Source organism: Streptomyces sp. 2P-4 (assembly GCF_030167965.1).
Lineage (GTDB): Bacteria > Actinomycetota > Actinomycetes > Streptomycetales > Streptomycetaceae > Streptomyces > Streptomyces globosus_A.
The window spans coordinates 3,407,764-3,429,454 of the sequence record NZ_CP095011.1; the positions used below are offsets into that span (position 1 = coordinate 3,407,764).

Sequence of the window (21,691 nt, forward strand, 5' to 3'; positions counted from 1 at the left end):
TGATGCCTTCCTATGACAGCGCCCGATCCCGCTTCCGGCTGGCTGAGGACCACCTGGCGCTGCTGATCCACATGATGAGCGGGGAGCCGCTGCCTGCCGGGTACGGCGCCGCTGCTGCCGAACTGCAGCACTCCGGGCTCGTGAGCGAGACGGGAGAGATCTCCGTCCAGCTCGTCCCTCTGCTGGAGACTCTGGCCGCACCCGAGGTGGCAATCAGCGCGGAGGTAATCGGCCAGCAGGGCGTGCTGAACCACGGGCTGGCGGTCGGTGAGACGTACGTCTTCTCGCACGAGGAATGGCCGGGGCAGCGCGAGGTCGAGTACGCGCAGGTCGAGCCGAAACTGCTCGTATGGTCGCTGGCCTTTCTGGTGAACCTGCGGCAGGCCGATGCGCTCGATGTCGCGGTGCCGTACATAGAGACATCCATCGGGACGATGGACGTTGGGCTTGCCGCCCTGGACGGCCCGGCGGACGACGACGCGCCCGAACGGATCCAGCGGGCCCTGACCGAAGTGGGGGACCTCACCGAGCCCGCCCTCTCCCTCTTCTCCCACTTGCTCACCGAACTGCGCGCGCACTGGCGGCTCACCTCGGCGTGGCACGGCCGGGACGGCGGGCAGCTGACGGTCGGTGTACGCGGATTCGGCATCTGGGACTGCGGTCCGCTGGGCTACTGGCACCGGGAATCCCCGTCCGAGCCGGTGCACGAGGGCCAGGTGGGACCGGACAGCCCTCTGGTGCTCCGTCCGGTAAACAGCAAGCGCATATGGGACATGATGACCGACCTCCTCCCCGGTGAGAACGAGGTCCGGGGGCCCCAGAGCAACGGAACCGGTGCAGTGCGCGACTGAACATCACGGTGAACCGGATGCGCGTCAAAGCGCCTTGGGCGGCGTATCGGCCATCGCCTTCTCGTACCAGGCCCACAAGGCGATCAGGCTCCCGTGGTCCGCTTCAAGCTGCGGCACAGTCTTCGAGTCGTGGCCAGGCAAGAATCTTCCGCCGGTAGGGGTGCCACCGCACCGGCAGCCGCAGGCGTGGCCCTCATCCGTCATCATCGTCGGGACCCTTCCCCGGGGGGGAGGTTGCATGTACTCGGCGCTATGTGTTGGTCAACAGCAGACGAGGATGCCGCCGAGGCCGATGACCCGGAAATGCGCGCTCCGCACAGATCGTTTCGTCCACCCGTGCGCGGGCCCGCTCGACCGTCTCCTTGGACGGGACACCCATCTGATCGGCCCACGCCTCGTAGATGGCCGGGTAGGGGGATGACCTGCTCCGCATCTTCGGCATAAACCGGTCGTGAACGAACGAAGCCGGGCCCCGATTGCTACGTGGCCCGCCTGCCGTTTGTGACCTCGTCATCTGAGCACCGGCTCGATGTCCGCAGGGTCGAAGATCGGCCCCCTGGACGCGGGCTTGATGACCACCGCGCGGAAGACCTTGAGGACGGCGACCCGCTGCTGCTCGATCGTCAGCTTCTCCCATCGCTTCCGGATGTCGACGGGGCCAGCCGTAAACGTCGCGGCCTCGGCGCAGTGCAGGACTCGCTCCCTCCGCAGTTCCGCGATCTGCAGCATCCGCTTGATCTTGGAGTCGTCGAAGAAGCCGCCGCTGTGGGACCGGACTCCCTTGTCCCGCCAGTCGCGCGCGATCGACGCCCACCAAATTCCGCCCAGGAAGTCCTTCACCGCCGTGCGGAGGTGCTCGGCCTCTTCCGGGACCAGCGTCCTGCGGTCGTCGCGGTTCCAACCGTACGGCGCCCGGCCGCCGGGGAGCCTGCCCTGCATCGCCAGCTCCAGGTGCTTGCGCTTCGTGCGCCGCGAGGTGTCCGCCGAGGATTTGTTGGCGATGGTGACCTTGATCCGGGCGATGAACCGGCCGTTCTCCGTGGAAAGGTCGATGTCCGACGCGGAGACGGAGTCGAAGACGAGATGGCGCTTCCCGCGCTCGGCATCCTCATACTCGTCGATCCATGCCCCCAGTTCGCGCGGCTGACGCGTAAAGCGGTCGATGTCCCAGGCGACGACCCCGTCGATCCGCCCGGCCTTCAGGTCTTCAAGCATCTGTCGGAATTCGGGGCGCACCGTCTTGCGCTTGTACGCAGAGAGGTCGTTGTCCTCGTAGACCTTGGCGACCTCCCACCCCCGGGCGGCGCAGTGCAGCCGGCAGTCCTCCTCCTGCCGCGCGACGCCGAGACCCTAAGCCTCGTCGTCCTTGCTGATCCGGGTGTAGATGCCCACGTGTACGGTCCCGGAGGACCCCCGTCGTGCCGCCATGCGCCGGGGCGTCGCATGGCGCCACCGGTTACATCAACTGCCATTCTCATCTCTCCTTGGTCCACGGCCGATATCCCTCGCGGGCATCTTGGATGCCATTCCCCGAGTGGCAGACTGCTTCCATGACGACGCACAAGAACCTGCTCGGCGGCCCGGAGCCGACGTACCTGCCGGAGAATGAAGAGGCGTACCGCCTCCTGAGTGAGGAGTCCCTGCCGCCGGCCGAAGTGGTGGCGAAGGATCCCACCTTCTCGCTCGCCTGGGCGATGCTCGCCGACGACGCCTTCGAGGCGGGGCGCGTGGTGGAGTCGTACGCGTACGCGCGCACCGGCTACCACCGGGGTCTGGACGCACTGCGCCGGGCCGGATGGAAGGGACACGGCCCCATCCCTTGGGAGCACCGGGCCAATCGCGGGTTCCTGCGATGCCTCGCCGCCCTCGCTCGCGCCGCCGGCGAGATCGACGAGAAGGACGAGACGGAGCGGTGCTGGCAGTTCCTCAAGGACAGCAGCTCCGAGGCGTACGCCGAGCTGAAGCGGTAACCATCACCACAGGTGAAACATCTGTGCCGCCGTCACTCAGACAGCGACGGCGGCACGGGAAGCAGGAATCACACGATCACATGTAGCGCCGTGCTCCCACGGCACCGGGCCGTGGCCCTTCCAGCCGGCGCGGCGCAGCGCGTCGAGCCCGCGGTGGTAGCCGGTGCGCGCGTACGCGTACGCCTCGACGCTGCGGCCCGCGGCGAACGCCTCGTCGGACAGGACCGCCCAGGCGAGCGAGGACGTCGGGTGCGCGGCGGCCACCTCGACGGCGGGCGTGCCCGCGGCGATGGCCTCGCGGCCCGGCTCGTCGGGGAGGTGGGTGGGGGCGGGGCCCCCGAGCAGGTTCTGGTGAATGGACATGCCCCAAGTCTGGGGCATCCGCGTCCCGTACGGCGGCCTTCCCCGGCGCGCTGCCCGGCATGCGGCACCCCGGCGCCGCGCCCGCCGCGCGCCCGGCGGTGGCGGGCCCACCGCCACCGCAGCCTCCGGCGGGGGGTGGTGGGCGCCCCACCACCCGGCGGCCGAGCCGTGTGCCCGGCGCACCTCCCCGCGGCGGGGGGCCGCGGCGGACGGTAGGGGGGCCATCGACGAAGGGGAACTCGTGAACGCCGCCACCAGCACCCGCACCGCCGACCGCACCGCCGCCGCCCTCACCGCCTCCGGCAGCCGGCCCGCCGGCACCCGCGCGGCCGCCGCCGCCACAGCAGCAGCGGCCGGCGCGAACGGCGCGGCGTGCGCGGACGGGGCCGTCGAGGAACTGTGCTCCGCGGTGTTCGCCTCCCTGCGCCGCAAGGACCAGCGGGAGCGCGGCCGCCAGTACGTGCAGGGGCTGCTCACCGCCGAGGGCCGCAAGTCGATCCGCAACATCGCCCTCCAGCTAGACCGGGCGGGCGCGGCCGGCGGCGCCGGCGCCGCGGCCGCGGAGCAGAGCCTGCACCACTTCATCGCCGCCTCGACGTGGGACTGGCAGCCGATCCGGACCGCGCTGGCCGAGTACCTGGGGCGGACGGCGCCGCTGACCGCCTGGGTGGCGCAGCCGATGGCCATCCCCAAGGGCGGCGAGCACTCGGTGGGCGCCGGGCACCGCTTCGACCCGCACCGGGGCCAGATGTTCCGCGGGCAGCAGGCGTTCGGGCTCTGGTACACCTCCGCGCCGGTGGTGACGCCGGTGGGGTGGCGGCTCTTCCTCGACGAGGAGTCGGCGCCGGCGCCCTCGCAGGACTCGGTGCAGGAGTGCGGCACCGGCGAGGAGGAGTCGTACGCGGGCTGCGCGGTCAGCGGCGTGCTGAACGCGGTGCGCGAGGCGCGGCTGCCGGTCCGGCCGGTCGTCCTGGACGTGCGGGACATCGCGACGCGGTCGACGCTGCACCGCTTCGCCGAGGCGCGGGTGCCGGTGGTCGCCCGGATCGGTGCGGAGGCGCGGCTGCTGGTGACCGACCCGCGGGTGCCGGGGTTCGGCGCGGGCACGATGGCCGCGCGGGACGTCCTGCAGAACGTGCGGGGGCTGCGGATGCCGGTGGAGTGGCCCGACCCGGAGGTGCCGGGCGCGCGGCGGACGTCGCTGGTGGCGGCCGTACGGGTGATGGTCCCCGACCCGGCGCAGGGCCGGCGGCGCGAGGTGCTGCTGTTCGGCGAGTGGGAGGCGGCGCGCCGGCTGCCGACGCAGCTGTGGGTGACGGACATGGTGCGCACCGACCCGGCTGCGCTGGTGCGGATGACGAAGACGGCGCTGCGGGTGTCGGCCGCGTCCGCGGCGAGCGTGCAGCGGGTGGGCCTGCGCGACTTCTCCGGCCGGTCGCTGCCCGGCTGGCACCGGCACGTGACGCTGGCGTCCGTGGCGCACGCGGCGCTCTGCCTGGCCGCGCCGGCGGCCGGAGCCCCCGGCTCCGTCCCGGTCGCCGTCCCCCGTACGGCCGGTACAACCGACGCCGCTCCGGTTCCGGTCGCGGTTCCGGTGGCGGCCCGCGCGGGCGCGCTCGCCGCCGCGCGGGGCCGGCACACCGCCGCGGTACGCCGGCCCGCGCTCGCGGCCCTCTGAACGCGGCGGGGCCCGGCGCCCCCGCCGAGCGGCGGGAGCACCGGGCCCCTTCTCCGTGCGTGTGTCCGGGCCGGTCAGGGCGCCGGCCGGCCGCTACTTCAGGCGGGTGCCCGTGGAGCGCAGGTCGGCGCAGGCCTGCAGGACGCGCTTGGCCATGCTCGCCTCGGCCAGCTTGCCCCAGGTCCGCGGGTCGTAGGTGGACTTCCTGCCGACCTCGCCGTCGACCTTCAGGACGCCGTCGTAGTTCTTGAACATGTGGTCGGCGACCGGGCGGGTGAACGCGTACTGGGTGTCGGTGTCGAGGTTCATCTTCACGACGCCGTTCTCCAGCGCGGTGGCGATCTCCTCCTCCGTGGAGCCGGAGCCGCCGTGGAAGACGAAGTCGAACGGGCTGGTCTTGCCGTACTTCTCGCCGACGCCCTGCTGGAGGTCCTTCAGCAGCTCCGGGCGCAGGACGACGTTGCCCGGCTTGTACACGCCGTGCACGTTGCCGAAGGAGGCGGCCAGCAGGTAGCGGCCCTTCTCGCCCAGGCCGAGGGCCTCGGCGGTGCGGATCGCGTCGTCGACGGTGGTGTACAGCTCGTCGTTGATCTCGTGGGTGACGCCGTCCTCCTCGCCGCCGGTCGGGGTGATCTCGACCTCAAGGATGATCTTGGCGGCGGCGGCGCGGGGCAGCAGCTCCTGCGCGATGGCCAGGTTGTCGGCCAGGGTCTCGGCGGAGCCGTCCCACATGTGGGACTGGAAGAGCGGGTTGCGGCCGGCCTTGACGCGCTCCTCGGAGACGGCGATCAGCGGGCGGACGTACCCGTCCAGCTTGTCCTTCGGGCAGTGGTCGGTGTGCAGCGCGATGTTGACGTCGTACTTCGCCGCGACGATGTGCGCGAACTCGGCCAGGGCGACCGCGCCCGTGACCATGTCCTTGCTGTGCTGGCCACCCAGGAACTCCGCACCGCCGGTGGAGATCTGGATGATGCCGTCGCTCTCGGCCTCCGCGAAGCCGCGCAGGGCAGCGTGCAGGGTCTGGCTCGAGGTCACGTTGATGGCCGGGTAGGCGAACTTGCCTGCCTTCGCCCGGTCGAGCATCTCGTTGTAGACCTCGGGGGTTGCGATGGGCATCTGTCCGCTCCTCTGTTGTGCGGGGAGTGTGCGATTGCTGACCCTGACCTGGGGGCGACGTAACCGTCGCGCCTATCTTTCCACGCTCCGCGTGTCACTCGACCCGCGCCGGCCGCTGCGATTTCCGGAAATCAGGCCACCGGGTGAGAAACCCGCAGCTCAGAGCGGGTTTCGCGGCGGCCGGCCGGGCTCCGGGGAAGCCGGTGGGCGGTCCGGCATGCAAGACCGGCCGCGGATGCGCCGCGGCCGGTCCCCGTCGCGGGCGCCCCTCGGGGCCGCGCGCTCAGGCCAGGCCGAGGTCCCCGAGGCGGTAGCCGGTCAGGTACGGCAGGCCTGCGGCGGCGATCGCGTCGGCGGCGCCGCGGTCCACGATGGTGGCGACGGCGACGACCTCGCCGCCGGCCTCGCGGACGGCCTCGACCGCGGTCAGCGGGGAGCCGCCGGTGGTGGAGGTGTCCTCGACGACGAGGCAGCGCTTGCCCTTGACGTCGGTGCCCTCGATGCGGCGCTGCATGCCGTGCGCCTTCTGCGCCTTGCGGACGACGAACGCGTCGAGGCGGCCGCCGCGGGCGGCGGAGGCGTGCAGCATCGACGTCGCGACCGGGTCGGCGCCCAGGGTCAGGCCGCCGACGCAGTCGTAGTCGAGCTCGGCGGTCAGGTCGAGCATGACCTGGCCGACCATGGGGGCCGCCTCGCCGTCGAGGGTGATCCGGCGGAGGTCGATGTAGTAGTCGGCCTCCTTGCCGGAGGAGAGGGTCACCTTGCCGTGCACGACGGCCTTGTCCTTGATCTGCTGCAGAAGCGCATCGCGTACGTCACTCATGGCCCCGAGCTTAGTTGCGTGCGCGCGGGCGCTACGACAGACGGCGCCAGGCCCAGGTCATGGAGACCTCCAGCGGGTCCACCGGCGTCACCAGGCGCGGCAGCGTGTTCAGGCCGTTCGGCGGCCCGGACTGCGGCTCCACGCAGACGGCCTCCGGCTGCTCGTCGTAGACGACGACCCACTCGGCGCGGCTGGTCACCTTCAGCTCCAGCTCGCCGGGCCAGGTCAGCACCGCCTCGACGCCGTAGGGCATGCCGAAGCAGTCGTCCCACGGGCCGGGCTGCGGGTCGGTGCGGCGGCCGGTGGGGAGGTGGTCGGGGCCGCGCTCCTCCTGCCAGACGGGGTCGAAGTCCAGGCGGACGTCCTCGCCGCCGGCGCCGAGGTTGCGCAGGAACCAGGGGTGCCAGCCGGCCTGGGCGGGGAAGGAGTCGCCGTACGTCTCCACGCCCATGGCGAGCGTCAGGGAGCTGCCGCCCGGGTCGAGGCTGACGGTCTGGGTGACACGGCCCGGGTAGGGCCACGGGTCGGCGAGGTCGTACGTGAACGCGGCGTCGGTCGCGGTCACCGCGGCGGGCGCCGGGCGCCAGGCGGCGTCGCGGCCGAAGCCGTGGATGGCGTGCGGCGGCTGGTTGACGGGCAGCTTGTGCACGGCGGCGCCGTCGCGGAACTCGCCGTACGCGGTGCGCCCGCACCACGGCACCATCGGGAAGCAGCCGTAGTGCGCGCCCTGGCGCAGCAGCTCCGTCCCGTCGATGCGCAGGCTGCTGATCCGGCAGCCGTTCTCCTGGTCGACGGTCACTTCCACGCCGCCGGCCGACAGTTGCGTACTCATGCGGCCGAGCCTAGTGCTGTGACCGGGAAGGTTTGCCGGGCCGAGGCGTACGGTGCGGTGCACCGCCGGGCGGAGGTCCGTGGCCTGTGCCGGATGTGCGTGCGCGGGCCGACGGTCCTGCCGGTGGGAGCTCAGCGGCGGCGGCGCAGGGCGCGGCCGATGACGACCGCCGAGGCGAGGGCGAACGCGGCGGCCGGGGCGATCCAGCGCAGGCCGGCCCCCGCGGCGGCGGACGCCGGTGCGGGGACGGGGGCGTAGCGGCCGCGCGGGGGCGCGTGGTCGACCTCCTCGGCGCTGCGGCCGATCATCGTGCGGCGGGCGTGGGCGGCCTCGGCGGGGGGCTGGGCGGCGCCGTACGCGTCGGTGTCGCGCATGCGGTCGAGTTCGCCGAAGTCGGATACGCCGCCGAGGTCCTCGAAGTCGCCGTCGAGGAAGGGGTCGAGGGAGGAGGGCGGCACCTCGGTGTCGTACACCGACGGGGTGGCTCCGGCGGTCTCCCCGGCTTCGGTGTCCCCGGCTTCGGTGTCCGGTGCGCCCTCCCCGGCGGTGTCCCCGGTGTCGGCCGTGCCGGCGGTGCCCGCGTCCGGGGCGTCCGGCGCGTGCGGCGCGTGCGGTGCTCCGGCCTGGACGGCGAGCTGGGCTGCGGCCTTGTCCAGCAGCCTGCGGACGGCGGCCTCGACGGCGTCCGGTGCGAACCCGGCGGCCCGCCCGCCCGCCTCGCCCGCGGCGGTGAACTCCAGGGAGCTCCCCTCGCCGGCCGGGGCCAGCCGCAGGTCCACGGTCAGCTTGACGGTGCCGCTGCCCCGGATCTCGACTCCCTCCCCCTCGACGGTGAAGCGGTCGCCGCCCCGGGCGGCCACGGAGAGGCGGCCGCGGTAGGTGACGGTGTTCCCGCCGACCCGCAGTCTCAGCCGGCCGGCGACCTGGCCCGGGGCCGCCTCCGCGGCCGCGGCGTCGGCGTCCTGCTGGAGGCCGGGCACGCAGCGGGCCACCCGGGCGGGGTCGCGCAGCACGGCGCGGAGGCGGTCGGCCGGTACCGGGAGGAAGACCTGATGCTCCATGCAGTCGAGCCTACCGACGCGGGCCGCCCGCGGGCCCCCCGCGGCGCACCGCGATCCGCGGGAGCGGTCAGGAGTAGCGCGGATGCGGGAGCGTCGACGGCGGCAGCCCCGCCACCCGGGTCCGCTCCGTGTCGCGGGCGGCGTCGCGCAGGGACCGGGTGGTCAGCGAGCGCAGCGCGGGCGTGCCCTGGTCGACGCGCAGCTCGGGGGCGTCCGGCCCGCGTCCCGCGAGGACGAAGCCCCACTCCTGCGGCGGTGCGTCGCCGGCCCGCGGGCTGCGGTCGGGCCCGGCGAACCCGGCGAGGCGGCCTCCGGCGCTGTAGGGGGCGGTGGCGAGGCCGGCCGCGCGGAGGGTGGCGTCGACGGTCCAGAACGTACGGGGGCGGGCGGCGGGGGAGCCGGCGTGCACGGCGAGGCGGCCTCCGGGGGCCAGGGCGCGGGCGGCGAGCCCGTAGAACTCCTGCGAGTACAGCTTGGTGCTGGGGGTGACGCCCGGGTCCGGCAGGTCGGAGACGATGACGTCGAAGCGGAGGGCGGCCGCCGGGCCGCGCAGCCAGCGGAACGCGTCCTGCGTGACGACGGCGGTCCGCGGGTCCTCGTAGACGCGGCCGTTCAGTGCGGACAGCACCGGGTCGGTGCGGGCGAGGCGGACCACGCCGGGGTCGAGGTCGACGACGGTCACGGAGGCCACGCCGGGGTGGCGCAGCACCTCGCGGGCGGCGAGGCCGTCGCCGCCGCCGAGGACGAGGACCCGCTCGTGCGGGCCGGTCATGGCGGGGTGGACGAGCGCCTCGTGGTAGCGGTGCTCGTCGTAGCCGCTGACCCGCAGGCGCCCGTCCAGGAACAGGTCGAGGGAGCGCGGCGGGCCGCCGGCGGGGCCGGTGATGACGAGCTCCTGCATGCCGGTCTGCCGGGCGACGCGGACCTCCCCGCCGTAGACGGCCCGGCGGGCGACCTCCTCGAAGTCGTCGGCGAGGACGGTCGCGGCGCCGAGGACGGCGAGGACGGCGGCGTTCACGGCGAGGAGGAGCCGGCGCCAGCGGGGGGTGAGGTCGCCGCGGAAGAGCCACAGGACCAGGGCTGCGCCGGCGACGGCGTTGACGGTGCCGGTCAGGAGGGCGCCGGTGAGCTGGCCGAGCACCGGCAGCACCAGGAAGGGGAAGGCGAGGCCGCCGACGAGGGCGCCCACGTAGTCGGCGGCGAACAGGTCGGCGACGGCGCCCCCGGCGTCCTGCCTGCGGATCCGCTGGATGAGGGCCATCAGCAGCGGGATCTCCGCGCCGATCAGCACCCCGATCAGGAGGGAGAACGCGACGAGCGCCGGCCGGGACTCGCCCAGCCAGGCGAAGGTCGCGTACAGCGCCATCGCCGACAGCCCGCCGAGCAGGGCGAGGCCCGCCTCGATGAGGGCGAACCCGACGGCGGGCCGGGTCCGCAGCCGCTTCGCCAGGAGGGATCCGACACCCATGGCGAAGACCATGACGGACAGCACGACGGACGTCTGGGTGACGGAGTCCCCGATGAGGTAGGAGCCGAGGGCCAGCAGCTCCAGCTCGTAGACGAGGCCGCAGGCGGCGCAGACGAAGACGGTGGCCAGGACGAGGAGTCGGCCGGTCCGGGGCCGTACGGGGAGGGCGGCCGCCGGCGCCGCCGCGGCCGGCGGCTCCGGAGCCGGGCGCACCCGGCGGGGGACGGAACGGTCGATCATGCAGCGAACCGTATGTCACCGCCCACGGGCATCAAGTCACCCACATGGGTGCAAGTACCCTCCTGTTTCAGCCGGTTGGCGCAATGCGCCGGGCCGGTGCAGCGGGGTCGCGAGACCCTGCGCCCCCGGCCCCGGCGGTGATTTGTGCAGCGGAGGGCGGCTGCGGCGCCGGGGCGGGGGCGCACCGGCGGCTGTCAGGGCGCGGCCGGCTCCAACGCGCCGGCCGGTGCACCCGCGCGCACCCCGACCCTCGTACGGGTGGCCACCAACTGGCCTTCCTGCGGGTATGCGTGCCAGGTCCGCCAGCGCACCTGCCCCTCGTGGCGCTGCGCGAGCATCGCGGTGAAGGCGTGCGGGCTGCCGGGAAAGGTTCCGGCCAATCCGTTCGGGTGGTCCGCGACCAGGGCGAGCAGCTCCTGGGCCCGGCCGGCGAAGGAGCCCTGCGACAGGGTCTCGACGCGGGCGGCGAACTCGTACTCCCAGCCGCTCATCCGCTTCGCCACGCCGAGCGGGAGGGGCGTGCTGCTGCCGGGCATGCAGGCGACCGTCTCCGAGCAGACGACCTCGCCCTCCTCCAGGAGCACCTGGTGCGAGGCCCCCAGCAGGCGCAACTCCACCTTGGCACCGTTCAGTTCGAGGTTCAGCACGGCCAGGGCGGGCAGCCGGCCACGGCCCAGGGCCCAGGCCAGGTCGGCAGCACGCGTGTCGGTGTAGGTGGTCTGGAGGGTCGTGAGCATGAGTCGGCTCCGCAAACGCGCGAGGGAGAGGGGCCGGACCCCGCCAGCGGTGGTCAACGGGTGGGGGGAAACCGGCTCGGGTCCGCAGGAGATCCCGCGGGGCCCGGGGACTGGTCTACTCAACCGAGGGAATCATGAAAGGCACGGCACTCACAGCGTTTTTACCCAACTTGGTTGGGTTTACATCCCCGCGGGGGCCCGCCAGTTCACGTGTTCACCGGCAGCATTTCCGAACCCCGCCGCCTGACCCTTCCGGGTGATGGATACGGGGGCGCCCGGCGGCTTCCGTGCGCCGCCGGGCGCTCCGTGCGCGCGGTGCAGCTGCCCCGTGTCAGCTGCCGCCGCCGCAGCCCCCGCCCCCGCAGGACGAGGACGAGGAGGAACCGCAGGAAGAGGAGGAGGTTCCGCAGGAGGAGGACGAGGACGACCCGCAGGACGACGTGCCGACCCACCACCCGGAGTCGGTGGAGGACGACGAGGACGACGAGGACGAGGACGAGCCGTGCCGCCTGACCGCGGGCTTGGACAGGGACGTGGCGGGCTTGGCGGCGGCGAACCTGGCGGCGACGGCCACGATGACCCCCACGCCGACAACGAGCACGGCCACCAGTATCAGAACACCCAGGACCATCCTTCGACCCCCTTTGCCTAGGCCTCGGTCGCCCGAGGAGCGGGATCCCCTCGTCCCGCGTGCAGCAACGATTCCCGGCGGCCGCCTCGCCCAAAGCGCACTTGAGCAACTCCAGAGGTTCGCCCCAGGATGGCGCCCATGACCGAACCCGCGGCCGGCCGCCGCCCCCTCCTCAACCGCCGTCTGGCGTCCTTCGGCACGACGATCTTCGCGGAGATGTCCGCGCTGGCCGCGCGCACCGGCTCCATCAACCTCGGCCAGGGGTTCCCCGACACCGACGGGCCCGCACAGATCGCCGAGGCCGCCTCCCGCGCCGTCCTGACCGGGCTCGGCAACCAGTACCCGCCCGGCCCGGGGGTCCCCGAGCTGCGGGCCGCCGTCGCCCGCCACCAGGAGCGGTTCTACGGCCTGTCGTGGGACCCGGACGCCGAGGTGCTGGTCACCGCGGGTGCGACCGAGGCGATCGCCGCGTCACTGCTGGCGCTGCTCGAACCGGGCGACGAGGTCGTCGCCCTGGAGCCGTACTACGACTCGTACGCCGCCTGCATCGCCATGGCCGGCGCCGCCCGCGTCCCGGTCACGCTCCGCCCGCACGGCGGCGCGTTCGCCCTCGACCTCGACGAGCTGCGCGCCGCGGTCACCCCGCGGACCCGCCTGCTGCTGCTGAACAGCCCGCACAACCCGACGGGCACCGTACTGGGCCCCGCGGAGCTGGCCGCGGTCGCCGAGCTGGCGGTGGAGCGGGACCTGCTCGTCGTGACGGACGAGGTGTACGAGCACCTGGTCTTCGAGGGCGTCCACACACCGCTGGCGTCGCTCCCGGGCATGCGCGACCGGACGGTCACGATCTCCTCGGCCGGCAAGACGTTCTCGTTCACCGGCTGGAAGGTCGGCTGGGTCACGGCCGTGCCGGAGCTCGTCGCGGCGGTCCGCTCCGCGAAGCAGTTCCTGACGTTCGTCTCGTCGGGGCCGTTCCAGTACGCGGTCGCGGAGGCCCTCGACCTGCCGGACTCCTACTACGCGGACTTCCGCGCGGACCTGGCGGCCAAGCGGGACCTCCTCGCCGGCGGCCTGGCCGCGGCGGGCTTCGAGGTGTTCCGCCCGCAGGGCACGTACTTCATCACCACCGACATCACCCCGCTGGGCGAGAAGGACGGCCTGGCGTTCTGCCGCTCCCTGCCGGAGCGGTGCGGCGTCGTCGCCATCCCGAACCAGGTCTTCTACGACGACCGCACAGCGGGCGCGACCCACGTCCGCTGGGCCTTCTGCAAGCGCACGGTTGTTCTGGAAGAGGCGGTTGAGCGCCTCGGTCGGCTGTCTCGCTGAGCGCGAGCCGGATGGACGTGCAGGCACGGGGCCCGGCCGTTCAGCCGGAGCCCGTGCCGCACGGGAACTACGGGTTACTCGGTGTCCTTCGGGTGCCGCGTGGATGCGTAGACCAGGATGACGGTCGATGTCTCGGGGCTGACCAGATAGCGCACACGGCCGCCACTCGTAACCTCGAACTCCCATTGCTCCAGCGCGGAGCCCTTCCACTCCTTGGTGGCGAGCCGCCCGCGCAGCTGGTGCTGACGGTTCCAGTGCTCACGCGACAGCGGGTCGGTGCGCAGCGCCTCCAGGCAGCGGTGGGCACTGGGAAGCGCCGCGCGACACAGCTCCTCCCACCCCGCCACCGCCTCCGTGGTCCCGAAGACCACGTTCCACCCGCTCAGGGGCGGCACGCTGACGCGATCGCCCTTCTTCGGGCTCACCCGCCCACCTCGACCGGCCCCAGATCATCCCCGTCGAGCGGGCGAAGAGCCTCCCTGAGCTGCTCCGGGTCCGCGTTGACACGAGCCGTCGCCCTCCAGGAGACGAGCGCGCGGTGCACGGCCTCCCGCGCGCCCAGCTCCGCCGCATCGGACAGCGCTTCCAGGAGTTCCACGGTGAACGCGCGCATCTCTGCGTCGTCCAGATGCCGCACCCAAGGGAAGACTTCGGGCAGCGCCAGCAGGAGCGACCGGGCTCCGTCGTCGTGCTTCATGAGCGCGAGGAAGAGCCGGGACGCCGTCGTGAGGTTCTCCTCGGTGCGCTCCGCGTGCAGGGCAGTCGTCAGCACCATGTCGGGTGCGTCGCGATGCGTAACCCGCAGAACACCGAGGGCGGCAGCCCGGGCGGCCACGGCCTTGGGGTTTCTTGAAAGGTCCGTGAACGAGACCGACTCGGGCTCGGCTCCCAGGTAAGCAAGGCTCATACTCAGACTGTACTCAGACTGTGTTCTGAGTGCCACAGTCTCCGTGGTCGCGCGCTGCTCATGCCTTGCCCTGGAGCAAGCGGACTGGTCCTCCAGGAGGCGGGCGCCCGCCTCGGGCGGCTCGCTGCGTGACAGAGCCCGGTCGGGCGCCGCGGTCAGGGGACCGCGGGCCCGGCCGGGCTCTTGTTCGGCGGCGGGGAGGAGTCAGGACTCCTCGTCGTCCTTGCCGTCCTCGCCGGCCTCCAGGTCCTTCTCCAGGCCCAGCTGCTCCACGAGCCACTTGTCGAACTCGATGGAGGCGCGGACCCAGCTGACCGTGGAGGACACGAAGTGCTCCAGGCTGACGCCGGTGCCGATCAGCATCTGCGCCTCGCCGATCAGGCGGACGGAGCCGTCGTCGTGGGTGTGGCTGTAGACCTTCGGCCACAGGGTGCGGCGGTTCCAGTCGTCGATCGTCTCCAGGAGCCTCGGCTTCTCCTCGATCGCGTGCGGACGGTCGTAGAAGGTGCGGACGGAGAAGACCTGCTGCTCGGCCTCACCGCGGAACATGAAGTAGGTGCGGAATTCCTCCCACGGCGCCGCGAGGTCGCCCTCGTCGTCGACGACGTACTTGAGCTCCATCTGCTCCAGCAGCTGCTTGACCAGATCCTGGTCGGGGACCACGGGGCCCGCCGGTCCTGTGGCCTGCGGTTCGGGCTGCTGCCCTCCGAAATTCGGAATCGAGGCCGGGTCGATGCTCACCGTGTTCTTCCCTTCGTGCGGATGGTGTCATCCTCCCCCATGGCGCCTACCCCGTGTCCAGCCCCGCACGTGCGATCCGCTCCGAGCGGACACGATTGGTCCGCCCGGAGCCACCGCAGGCCGCCCCCGCCGGGCCTATTCGGCCCGGCCGACGCGGAGGCCGTCGTCGGCGACGTCGACCCGGACGGTGTCGCCGTCGCGGACCTCTCCGGCCAGGATCTCCTTGGCGAGGCGGTCGCCGACGGCCGTCTGGATCAGGCGGCGCAGCGGCCGGGCGCCGTACGCGGGGTCGTTGCCCTTGTCGGCCAGCCAGGCCAGCGCCGCGGGCGTGACGTCGAGGGCGAGGCGGCGGTCGGCCAGCCGCTTGGCCAGCCGCGCCACCTGGAGCTCGGCGATCCGGGCCAGCTCCTCGCCGCTGAGGGCGGAGAAGACGACCAGGTCGTCGAGGCGGTTGAGGAACTCCGGCTTGAAGGAGGCCCGCACCGTCTCCAGGACCCGCTCCCGCTTCTCCTCGGGCGTGGCCGTCGGGTCCGTCAGGAAGTGGCTGCCGAGGTTCGAGGTCAGGATCAGGATGGTGTTGCGGAAGTCGACGGTGCGGCCCTGGCCGTCGGTGAGCCGGCCGTCGTCGAGGACCTGGAGCAGGATGTCGAAGACCTCGGGGTGGGCCTTCTCCACCTCGTCCAGCAGGACGACGCTGTACGGGCGGCGGCGCACCGCCTCGGTGAGCTGTCCGCCCTCCTCGTAGCCGACGTACCCGGGCGGGGCGCCGACGAGCCGGGCCACGCTGTGCTTCTCGCCGTACTCGGACATGTCGATGCGGACCATGGCGCGCTCGTCGTCGAAGAGGAAGTCGGCGAGCGCCTTGGCCAGCTCGGTCTTGCCGACGCCGGTGGGGCCGAGGAAGAGGAACGAGCCGGTCGGCCGGTCCGGGTCGGCGATCCCGGCCCGGGTGCGGCGCACCGCGTCGGAGACGGCGCGGACGGCCTCGCCCTGGCCGATCAGGCGGCGGCCGAGCTCGGCCTCCATGCGCAGCAGCTTCTGCGTCTCGCCCTCCAGGAGGCGGCCGGCGGGGATGCCGGTCCAGGCGCCGACGACGTCGGCGATGTCGTCGGGGCCGACCTCCTCCTTGACCATGGTGTCCTTCGCGGCCTCCGCCTCGGCCTCGGAGGCCTCGTCGAGCTCGCGCTCCAGGGCCGGGATCTCCCCGTAGAGCAGCTTGGAGGCGGTGTCGAAGTCGCCGTCGCGCTGGGCGCGCTCGGCCTGCCCGCGCAGGTCGTCCAGGCGCTCCTTGAGCTCGCCGACGCGGTTGAGGGACTGCTTCTCCTTCTCCCAGCGGGCGGTCAGGCCGCGCAGCTCCTCCTCCTTGTCGGCGAGGTCCTTGCGGAGCTTCTCCAGGCGCTCCAGGGAGGCCGGGTCGGACTCGTTCTTGAGCGCCAGCTCCTCCATGCGGAGGCGGTCGACGGCGCGCTGGAGCTCGTCGATCTCCAGCGGGGAGGAGTCGATCTCCATGCGGAGCCGGGAGGCGGCCTCGTCGACGAGGTCGATGGCCTTGTCGGGCAGGAAGCGGGAGGTGATGTACCGGTCGGACAGGGTCGCGGCGGCCACCAGGGCGCTGTCGTTGATCTGCACCTTGTGGTGGGCCTCGTAGCGGCCCTTGAGGCCGCGGAGGATCGCGACGGTGTCCTCGACGGTCGGCTCCGCGACGAGGACCTGCTGGAAGCGGCGCTCCAGCGCCGGGTCCTTCTCGATCCGCTCGCGGTACTCGTCGAGGGTGGTCGCGCCGACCATGCGCAGCTCGCCGCGGGCCAGCATGGGCTTGAGCATGTTGCCGGCGTCCATGGCGGAGTCCCCGCCGGCCCCGGCGCCGACGACGGTGTGCAGTTCGTCGATGAAGGTGATGATCTGGCCGTCGCTGGACTTGATCTCGGCGAGGACGGTCTTCAGGCGCTCCTCGAACTCGCCGCGGTACTTGGCGCCGGCGACCATCGCGCCCAGGTCGAGGGCGACGAGGCGCTTGTTGCGCAGGGACTCGGGGACGTCGCCCTTGACGATGCGCTGCGCCAGGCCCTCGACGACGGCGGTCTTGCCGACGCCGGGCTCGCCGATCAGGACGGGGTTGTTCTTGGTGCGGCGGGAGAGGACCTGGACGACGCGGCGGATCTCCTGGTCGCGGCCGATGACGGGGTCGAGCTTGCCCTCGCGGGCTGCTGCGGTGAAGTCCGTGCCGAACTTCTCCAGGGCCTTGTACTGGCCCTCGGGGTCGGGGGTGGTCACCCGCCGTCCTCCTCGTGCGGTCTGGAAGGCGTCCAGCAGCTTGGCCGCGGTGGCGCCCTGGGCGGTGAGGACCTCGCCCGCCGCGCCGCCCTTGGCGGCGATGGCGATCATGAGGTGTTCGGTGGAGAGGTAGTCGTCGCCGAGCCTGCCCGCCTCCCGGTCGGCCTCGGCGAGGACGGCGAGGAGTTCGCGGGTGGCCTGCGGGGGCGCGACGGTGGAGCCGGTGGCGCTGGGCAGGGCGGCGAGCAGCCGCTCGGCGCCGGCGCGGACGGCGGCCTGGTCGGCCCCGGCGGCGGCGAGGAGGTCGGTGACGTTCTCGTTGTCCTCGCCTGCGAGGAGGGCGAGGAGCAGGTGGGCCGGGGCCAGGTCCGTGTGGCCGTCCTTGACGGCGCGGCTGGTGGCGTTGTTCAGCGCGTCCCGGCTCTTGTTGGTCAGCTCGGCGTCCACGGGCGGCTTCTCCTCTCCCTACGGATACGGGTCAGGGGATACGGGTCAGGCAGGATCTGACAGAGACAACGTGCGCAAAGTTGAGTCTATTCCACTCAAGGCCGGGATCGTAGTCTCGGGGCATGTCCCATGACGTCCTCCACCCGACGCCCGAGTACCTGGCCTTCTGGCGGGAGCGGCACGTGTGCACGCTGACCACGCCCCGCCCCGACGGCACCCCGCACGTGGTGCCGGTCGGCGTGACCTACGACCCCGGCGCCGGGCTCGCCCGCGTGATCAGCAACCGGCACAGCAAGAAGGTCCGCAACGTGCTGGCCGCCCAGGCGTCCCCGGCCGGCGCGGCCCGCGTCGCGGTGTGCCAGATGGAGGGGCGCCGCTGGGCGACGCTGGAGGGCCGCGCGGTCGTCCGTACGGAAGCGGAGGCGGTCGCCGAGGCGGTGGCGCGCTACGCGGAGCGGTACGGGCGCACGCCCTCGCCGAACCCGGACCGGGTGGTCATCGAGATCGCCCTGGACCGGGCGATGGGCCGCGCCTGAGCGGGGCCGCCCGCCGGGCCGGCCCTGTCCGGTTCTGCTTGTCCGGTTCGACTACTGGACGCGGACATCACAACGGCGCCATCGTGGTCAGGTCCACGATGGCGCCGTTGTGTGGGGGAAGCACCTGGGGCGATCTGCAACGACGGGGGAATCGCCTCAGGCACTGCGGGGGGTGGCGGTGGTGATGTCGGGTTCGAAGAGCTGGTGGTCGCGCTGATCGAGGTTCACGAAGACCATGCCGTAGCGCACCTCGCAGCGGACGGGCTGCGGCGCGCCGCGGGGGCGGCGCAGGCAGCGGTAGGCCCGGACGTCCTCGTCCTCCTCGCGCGTGATCACGATCGGCTGGCCGAAGAGGGTGACCATCAGCGAGTCGCCGACCTGGGGGATGGCCGTCGCAAGGTCGATGAACTGCCAGCCGGAGCGGTATGCGGAAGCCATCTCGCGGCGGAAGCCGCGGTCGTCGGGGGTCATGCCGCGCTCTCCACGACAAGTCCGGCGGACGCGGTGTCGGCGGGGGCGGAGCGCCATCCGCTGTCCAGCGGGGCGGCACGCCATCCGCTGTCCATCGACGGCTCACGCCATCCGCTGTCCTCCAGCAGCGCCGCCCGGATGTCCGCGGCACCTCCTCCGGCGCCCCCCAGAGTGGCCCCGGCGAGTCCCAGACCGGCCACAGCCGAGAAGATGACGGTGGCAAGCGCCGAGCGAAGCATTCTCTTGTTCATGGTCGGCTTCGTCCTCACTTGATGAAATCCTCTCCCCCGCCTGTCAGACGATGGCTCATTCAGGCACGTCGCTGCCACAGGGACGATGCATCATGTTCTTGCATGTTCAGGACCCTGGGGGGTGGAGATTTGGCACTAAACACAACAAAAGCGACACATCCCCACGCGGTCACCGACCTGTGCAGCGAGGGCGCACGGCTCTACACGAGCGCGCTGCGGACCGGTCGCATTGCACGTGCGGACGTGAAAACGGCTCCTTGCCTGCTCGATCTGGCGTTGTTGCAGCCGGATCCCGATGACGTCAATTCGCTCCGCCCGGTTCCCCCGGCGGTCGCACTGGCCCAGCGGCTGCACCCGATCGAGCGCGAGATCCGCGACCGCCGGCGCGACTCCCTCGAACTGTCCGAGGCATTCGAGCCGTTCCTCGCCATCAGCGCGCAGGCACCCGCCAGCACCCACGCCATCACCGTGCTGGAGGGCTTCGACGCCATCAACGCCGCCCTCAACCTGGCCACCGCCGAATGCCACACCGAGATGCTCACCGTCCAGCCCGGAGGCGCACGCCCCAGTCTGGAGCTTACGGAAGCCCTGGAGCGGGACCAGCCGCTCACCGACCGCGGTGTCCGAATCCGTACCCTCTACCAGCACACCGTCCGCCACAGCCGCGGCACCCTCGCGTACATCGACATCCTGAAGGCCGGCAAGGTCGAGGTGCGCACGCTGGAGGAGCTCTTCGAGCGGCTCATCATCTTCGACCGCACCGTCGCCTTCATCCCCGCCAGCGACGACCGCCAGGTCGCCCTGGAACTGCGCCACCCCGGCCTCGTCGACTACCTCATCAAGGTGTTCGAGCAGCTGTGGCACCGCGCCGTGCCGCTCCAGGAGGAGGTCACCTACCGGCACACCCGCGACGGCATCTCGGGCGTCCAGCGCACCATCGCCCAACTCCTCGTCGAGGGGCACGTGGACGAGGCGATCGCCCGCCGGCTGGGCATGAACGTTCGGACCTGCCGCGCGCACATCGCCAAGCTCGCCGGCATCCTCGGCAGCGGCAGCCGCGCCCAACTCGGCTTCCTCATAGCCCGGTCGGGGATCCTGGAGGAGGACGACCCCGACTGAGCAGGCGGCGGGCCCGGCAGGCCCGCGCAGAGCCCCGGGCCGGCCCCTGCGGGCCGGACGCGCAAGGCCCCGCCCGGAAACACCGGGCGGGGCCTTGCGCGCGCTGTACGGGCCTCCAGCGGCCCCGGGCGACGGGCCGGGGCGGGGCTGCGGTCAGTCCGCGGACCGCTTCGGCGCGGGCCGCCAGACGACCAGGGCGTTGCCCCCGACCGGCGGCTGGTACTTGACCAGATCCCGCCGGTACGAGGCGTGCACCTGGGCCTCGCGCTGCTGCATCACCGCGGCCGCTCCGTCGACCGCGGCCGACAGCTCGGCCACGCGCGCCTGGAGGGCGGCCACCTGGTTCTGGAGTTCGATGATGCGCTTGATGCCGGCGAGGTTGATGCCCTCGTCCTGGGACAGCGCCTGCACCGTGCGGAGCAGCTCGATGTCCCTGGCCGAATACCGGCGGCCGCGGCCCGCGGTCCGGTCGGGGGAGACCAGCCCGAGACGGTCGTACTGGCGCAGCGTCTGCGGGTGCAGGCCGGAGAGCTGGGCGGCCACCGAGATCACGTAGACCGGGGTCTCGTCGGTCAGCTCGTACGCCCCGCCACCGAACCGCGGCTGTCGTCGGCGGCCGTCCATGTCATGCTCCCTTCGCGGACTCGAACAGCGCGGCGCGCGGGTCCTCCGACACCGTCGCGTCGCGGTACATCTCCAGGGCCTCGCGGGCCTTGTCCGACAGCGTGGCCGGGACCGCGACCTCCACCGTGACGAGCAGGTCGCCGCGGGTGCCGTCCTTGCGGACGGCGCCCTTGCCGCGGGCGCGCATCGTACGGCCGGACGGGGTGCCCGGCGGAAGCTTCAGCGTCACCGCAGGGCCGTTCAGGGTCGGGACCCTGATGTCGGCGCCCAGGGCGGCCTCGGTGAACGTGACGGGGACCGTCACGGTCAGGTTGTCGCCCTTGCGGGAGAACACCGGGTGGCTGCCCACGTGGACCACCACGTACAGGTCGCCGGCGGGTCCGCCGCGCTCGCCCGGCGCGCCCTTGCCGCGCAGCCGGATCCGCTGGCCGTCGGAGACGCCCGCCGGGATCCGGACCTGCATCGTCCGGGAGGACTTGGCGCGGCCGCTGCCGTGGCAGACCTCGCAGGGGCTCTCCGCGATCAGGCCGCGGCCCTTGCAGTCCGCGCACGGGTCGGTCAGCGAGAAGCCGCCGCCGCTGCCCCGCGACACCTGGCCGGTGCCGACGCAGGTCGGGCACACCCGCGGGGTGCCGTTCTTGTCGCCGGTGCCCGAACAGGCCTTGCAGGGCGCCTGGGAGGACATCCGCAGCGGGACCGTGGCCCCGTCCACCGCCTCCGTGAAGGAGAGGGTGACCTCCGACTCGATGTCCTGGCCCCGGCGCGGCTGGGTCCGGGCGCCCGGGCCGGCGCCGCCGCGGTTGAACAGCCCGCCGAACACGTCGCCGAGGCCGCCGCCGCCGCCGAAGCCGCCCGCGCCGGGCTGGGAGCCCCCGAAGAGGTCCCCCAGGTCGAAGTTGAACGAGCCGCCCGCGCCCGGGCCGGGGCGGAAGCCGCCGTTCCCGAACAGGGCGCGGGCCTCGTCGTACTCCTTGCGCTTCTTGGCGTCGCCGAGGACGTCGTTCGCCTCGGAGATCTCCTTGAAGCGCTCCTCGGCCGCGGCGTCGCCCTTGTTGGCGTCCGGGTGGTACTCGCGGGCGAGCTTCCGGTACGCCTTCTTGATCTCGGCCTCGGTGGCGTCCTTCGGGACACCGAGGACCTTGTAGTAGTCCTTCTCGACGAAGTCCTTCGTGCTCATCCCCGGTGTCCCTCCTCCCGTGCCTTCACCTGACCGCGCTCGCGGACG

The 21,691-nt window shown here is 72.7% G+C and carries 20 protein-coding genes and 3 pseudogenes; 6 read left to right on the forward strand and 17 right to left on the reverse strand.

All coding sequences use genetic code 11. From position 1 onward, the window contains the following. Nucleotides 1-2 precede the first annotated feature (2 nt). A complete protein-coding gene (locus tag MUK52_RS14845; RefSeq protein ID WP_284576958.1) occupies nucleotides 3-851 on the forward strand; it encodes a histidine kinase in 849 nt (282 codons plus the stop codon). Nucleotides 852-1,361: 510 nt separating this feature from the next. On the opposite strand, the pseudogene MUK52_RS14850 reads toward MUK52_RS14845, so the two are convergent. Beyond that, nucleotides 1,362-2,180 (reverse strand): annotated as a pseudogene (locus tag MUK52_RS14850) (recombinase family protein); the annotation flags it as partial. A 221-nt stretch (nucleotides 2,181-2,401) separates the two neighbouring features. Here MUK52_RS14850 and MUK52_RS14855 point away from each other — a divergent pair. Continuing rightward, nucleotides 2,402-2,821: a DUF3151 domain-containing protein gene (locus tag MUK52_RS14855; protein WP_284576960.1), complete on the forward strand. Its 420-nt coding sequence runs from the start codon at nucleotides 2,402-2,404 to the stop codon at nucleotides 2,819-2,821. 90 nt (nucleotides 2,822-2,911) lie between these two features. On the opposite strand, the pseudogene MUK52_RS14860 reads toward MUK52_RS14855, so the two are convergent. Beyond that, nucleotides 2,912-3,184 (reverse strand): annotated as a pseudogene (locus MUK52_RS14860) (DUF3151 domain-containing protein); the annotation flags it as partial. Nucleotides 3,185-3,425: 241 nt separating this feature from the next. Here MUK52_RS14860 and MUK52_RS14865 point away from each other — a divergent pair. Further along, nucleotides 3,426-4,703, forward strand: a pseudogene (locus tag MUK52_RS14865) (IS701 family transposase); the annotation flags it as partial. A 252-nt stretch (nucleotides 4,704-4,955) separates the two neighbouring features. Here MUK52_RS14865 and fbaA read toward each other — a convergent pair. The 7 genes from fbaA to MUK52_RS14900 all read right to left on the reverse strand — a co-directional run bounded on the left by fbaA (nucleotide 4,956) and on the right by MUK52_RS14900 (nucleotide 11,746). Then, nucleotides 4,956-5,978, reverse strand: coding sequence for a class II fructose-bisphosphate aldolase (gene fbaA, locus MUK52_RS14870; RefSeq protein ID WP_114053462.1), 1,023 nt, complete (start codon nucleotides 5,976-5,978; stop codon nucleotides 4,956-4,958). 283 nt (nucleotides 5,979-6,261) lie between these two features. Continuing rightward, nucleotides 6,262-6,801: an orotate phosphoribosyltransferase gene (pyrE, locus tag MUK52_RS14875; RefSeq protein ID WP_114053461.1), complete on the reverse strand. Its 540-nt coding sequence runs from the start codon at nucleotides 6,799-6,801 to the stop codon at nucleotides 6,262-6,264. A gap of 31 nt (nucleotides 6,802-6,832) precedes the next feature. Further along, nucleotides 6,833-7,633: an aldose epimerase family protein gene (locus MUK52_RS14880; protein WP_114053460.1), complete on the reverse strand. Its 801-nt coding sequence runs from the start codon at nucleotides 7,631-7,633 to the stop codon at nucleotides 6,833-6,835. Nucleotides 7,634-7,764: 131 nt separating this feature from the next. Further along, entirely contained in the window at nucleotides 7,765-8,694 is a 930-nt protein-coding gene (locus MUK52_RS14885; RefSeq protein ID WP_284576964.1) for an SRPBCC family protein, read from the reverse strand. A gap of 67 nt (nucleotides 8,695-8,761) precedes the next feature. After that, on the reverse strand, nucleotides 8,762-10,402 hold the full coding sequence (locus MUK52_RS14890; RefSeq protein ID WP_114053458.1) for a polyamine aminopropyltransferase: 1,641 nt from the start codon (nucleotides 10,400-10,402) through the stop codon (nucleotides 8,762-8,764). Between the two features lie 194 nt (nucleotides 10,403-10,596). Further along, nucleotides 10,597-11,139, reverse strand: a complete 543-nt coding sequence (locus MUK52_RS14895) for a DUF2617 family protein (protein ID WP_114053457.1) — start codon at nucleotides 11,137-11,139, stop codon at nucleotides 10,597-10,599. A gap of 331 nt (nucleotides 11,140-11,470) precedes the next feature. Next, nucleotides 11,471-11,746 carry a hypothetical protein gene (locus tag MUK52_RS14900; protein ID WP_284576968.1) on the reverse strand — a complete coding sequence of 92 codons (276 nt, stop codon included), beginning with the start codon at nucleotides 11,744-11,746 and terminating at the stop codon, nucleotides 11,471-11,473. A gap of 153 nt (nucleotides 11,747-11,899) precedes the next feature. Here MUK52_RS14900 and MUK52_RS14905 point away from each other — a divergent pair, with 153 nt between their 5' ends. Continuing rightward, nucleotides 11,900-13,096, forward strand: coding sequence for a pyridoxal phosphate-dependent aminotransferase (locus MUK52_RS14905; RefSeq protein WP_284576970.1), 1,197 nt, complete (start codon nucleotides 11,900-11,902; stop codon nucleotides 13,094-13,096). A 74-nt stretch (nucleotides 13,097-13,170) separates the two neighbouring features. Here MUK52_RS14905 and MUK52_RS14910 read toward each other — a convergent pair whose 3' ends face one another. From MUK52_RS14910 to clpB, 4 genes are all read right to left on the reverse strand, one after another. Then, nucleotides 13,171-13,521 carry a hypothetical protein gene (locus tag MUK52_RS14910; protein WP_114053455.1) on the reverse strand — a complete coding sequence of 117 codons (351 nt, stop codon included), beginning with the start codon at nucleotides 13,519-13,521 and terminating at the stop codon, nucleotides 13,171-13,173. Beyond that, complete coding sequence (locus MUK52_RS14915; RefSeq protein ID WP_114053454.1) at nucleotides 13,518-14,003, reverse strand: prevent-host-death family protein; 486 nt, start codon at nucleotides 14,001-14,003, stop codon at nucleotides 13,518-13,520. The genes MUK52_RS14910 and MUK52_RS14915 overlap by 4 nt, the downstream gene beginning before the upstream one ends. 204 nt (nucleotides 14,004-14,207) lie before the next feature. Further along, a complete protein-coding gene (locus tag MUK52_RS14920; RefSeq protein ID WP_114053453.1) occupies nucleotides 14,208-14,744 on the reverse strand; it encodes a YbjN domain-containing protein in 537 nt (178 codons plus the stop codon). A 135-nt stretch (nucleotides 14,745-14,879) separates the two neighbouring features. Beyond that, complete coding sequence (clpB, locus tag MUK52_RS14925; protein WP_284576975.1) at nucleotides 14,880-17,465, reverse strand: ATP-dependent chaperone ClpB; 2,586 nt, start codon at nucleotides 17,463-17,465, stop codon at nucleotides 14,880-14,882. Nucleotides 17,466-17,587: 122 nt separating this feature from the next. Here clpB and MUK52_RS14930 point away from each other — a divergent pair, with 122 nt between their 5' ends. Then, nucleotides 17,588-18,001, forward strand: coding sequence for a pyridoxamine 5'-phosphate oxidase family protein (locus MUK52_RS14930; RefSeq protein WP_125543358.1), 414 nt, complete (start codon nucleotides 17,588-17,590; stop codon nucleotides 17,999-18,001). Between the two features lie 156 nt (nucleotides 18,002-18,157). Here MUK52_RS14930 and MUK52_RS14935 read toward each other — a convergent pair whose 3' ends face one another. Beyond that, on the reverse strand, nucleotides 18,158-18,472 hold the full coding sequence (locus MUK52_RS14935; RefSeq protein WP_114053450.1) for a Rieske (2Fe-2S) protein: 315 nt from the start codon (nucleotides 18,470-18,472) through the stop codon (nucleotides 18,158-18,160). Continuing rightward, nucleotides 18,469-18,723, reverse strand: a complete 255-nt coding sequence (locus MUK52_RS14940; RefSeq protein ID WP_246042259.1) for a hypothetical protein — start codon at nucleotides 18,721-18,723, stop codon at nucleotides 18,469-18,471. Before MUK52_RS14940 ends, MUK52_RS14935 begins: the two co-directional genes overlap by 4 nt. 102 nt (nucleotides 18,724-18,825) lie before the next feature. On the opposite strand from MUK52_RS14940, the gene MUK52_RS14945 reads away from it, so the two are divergent. Then, a complete protein-coding gene (locus MUK52_RS14945; RefSeq protein ID WP_114053448.1) occupies nucleotides 18,826-19,842 on the forward strand; it encodes a helix-turn-helix transcriptional regulator in 1,017 nt (338 codons plus the stop codon). A gap of 153 nt (nucleotides 19,843-19,995) precedes the next feature. Here the strand turns inward: MUK52_RS14945 and MUK52_RS14950 are convergent, their stop codons facing one another. Together MUK52_RS14950 and dnaJ are read right to left on the reverse strand one after the other, a co-directional pair. After that, nucleotides 19,996-20,466, reverse strand: coding sequence for a heat shock protein transcriptional repressor HspR (locus MUK52_RS14950; protein WP_114053447.1), 471 nt, complete (start codon nucleotides 20,464-20,466; stop codon nucleotides 19,996-19,998). A gap of 1 nt (nucleotide 20,467) precedes the next feature. Continuing rightward, on the reverse strand, nucleotides 20,468-21,643 hold the full coding sequence (gene dnaJ / locus MUK52_RS14955) for a molecular chaperone DnaJ (protein WP_284576982.1): 1,176 nt from the start codon (nucleotides 21,641-21,643) through the stop codon (nucleotides 20,468-20,470). Nucleotides 21,644-21,691: the final 48 nt, after the last annotated feature.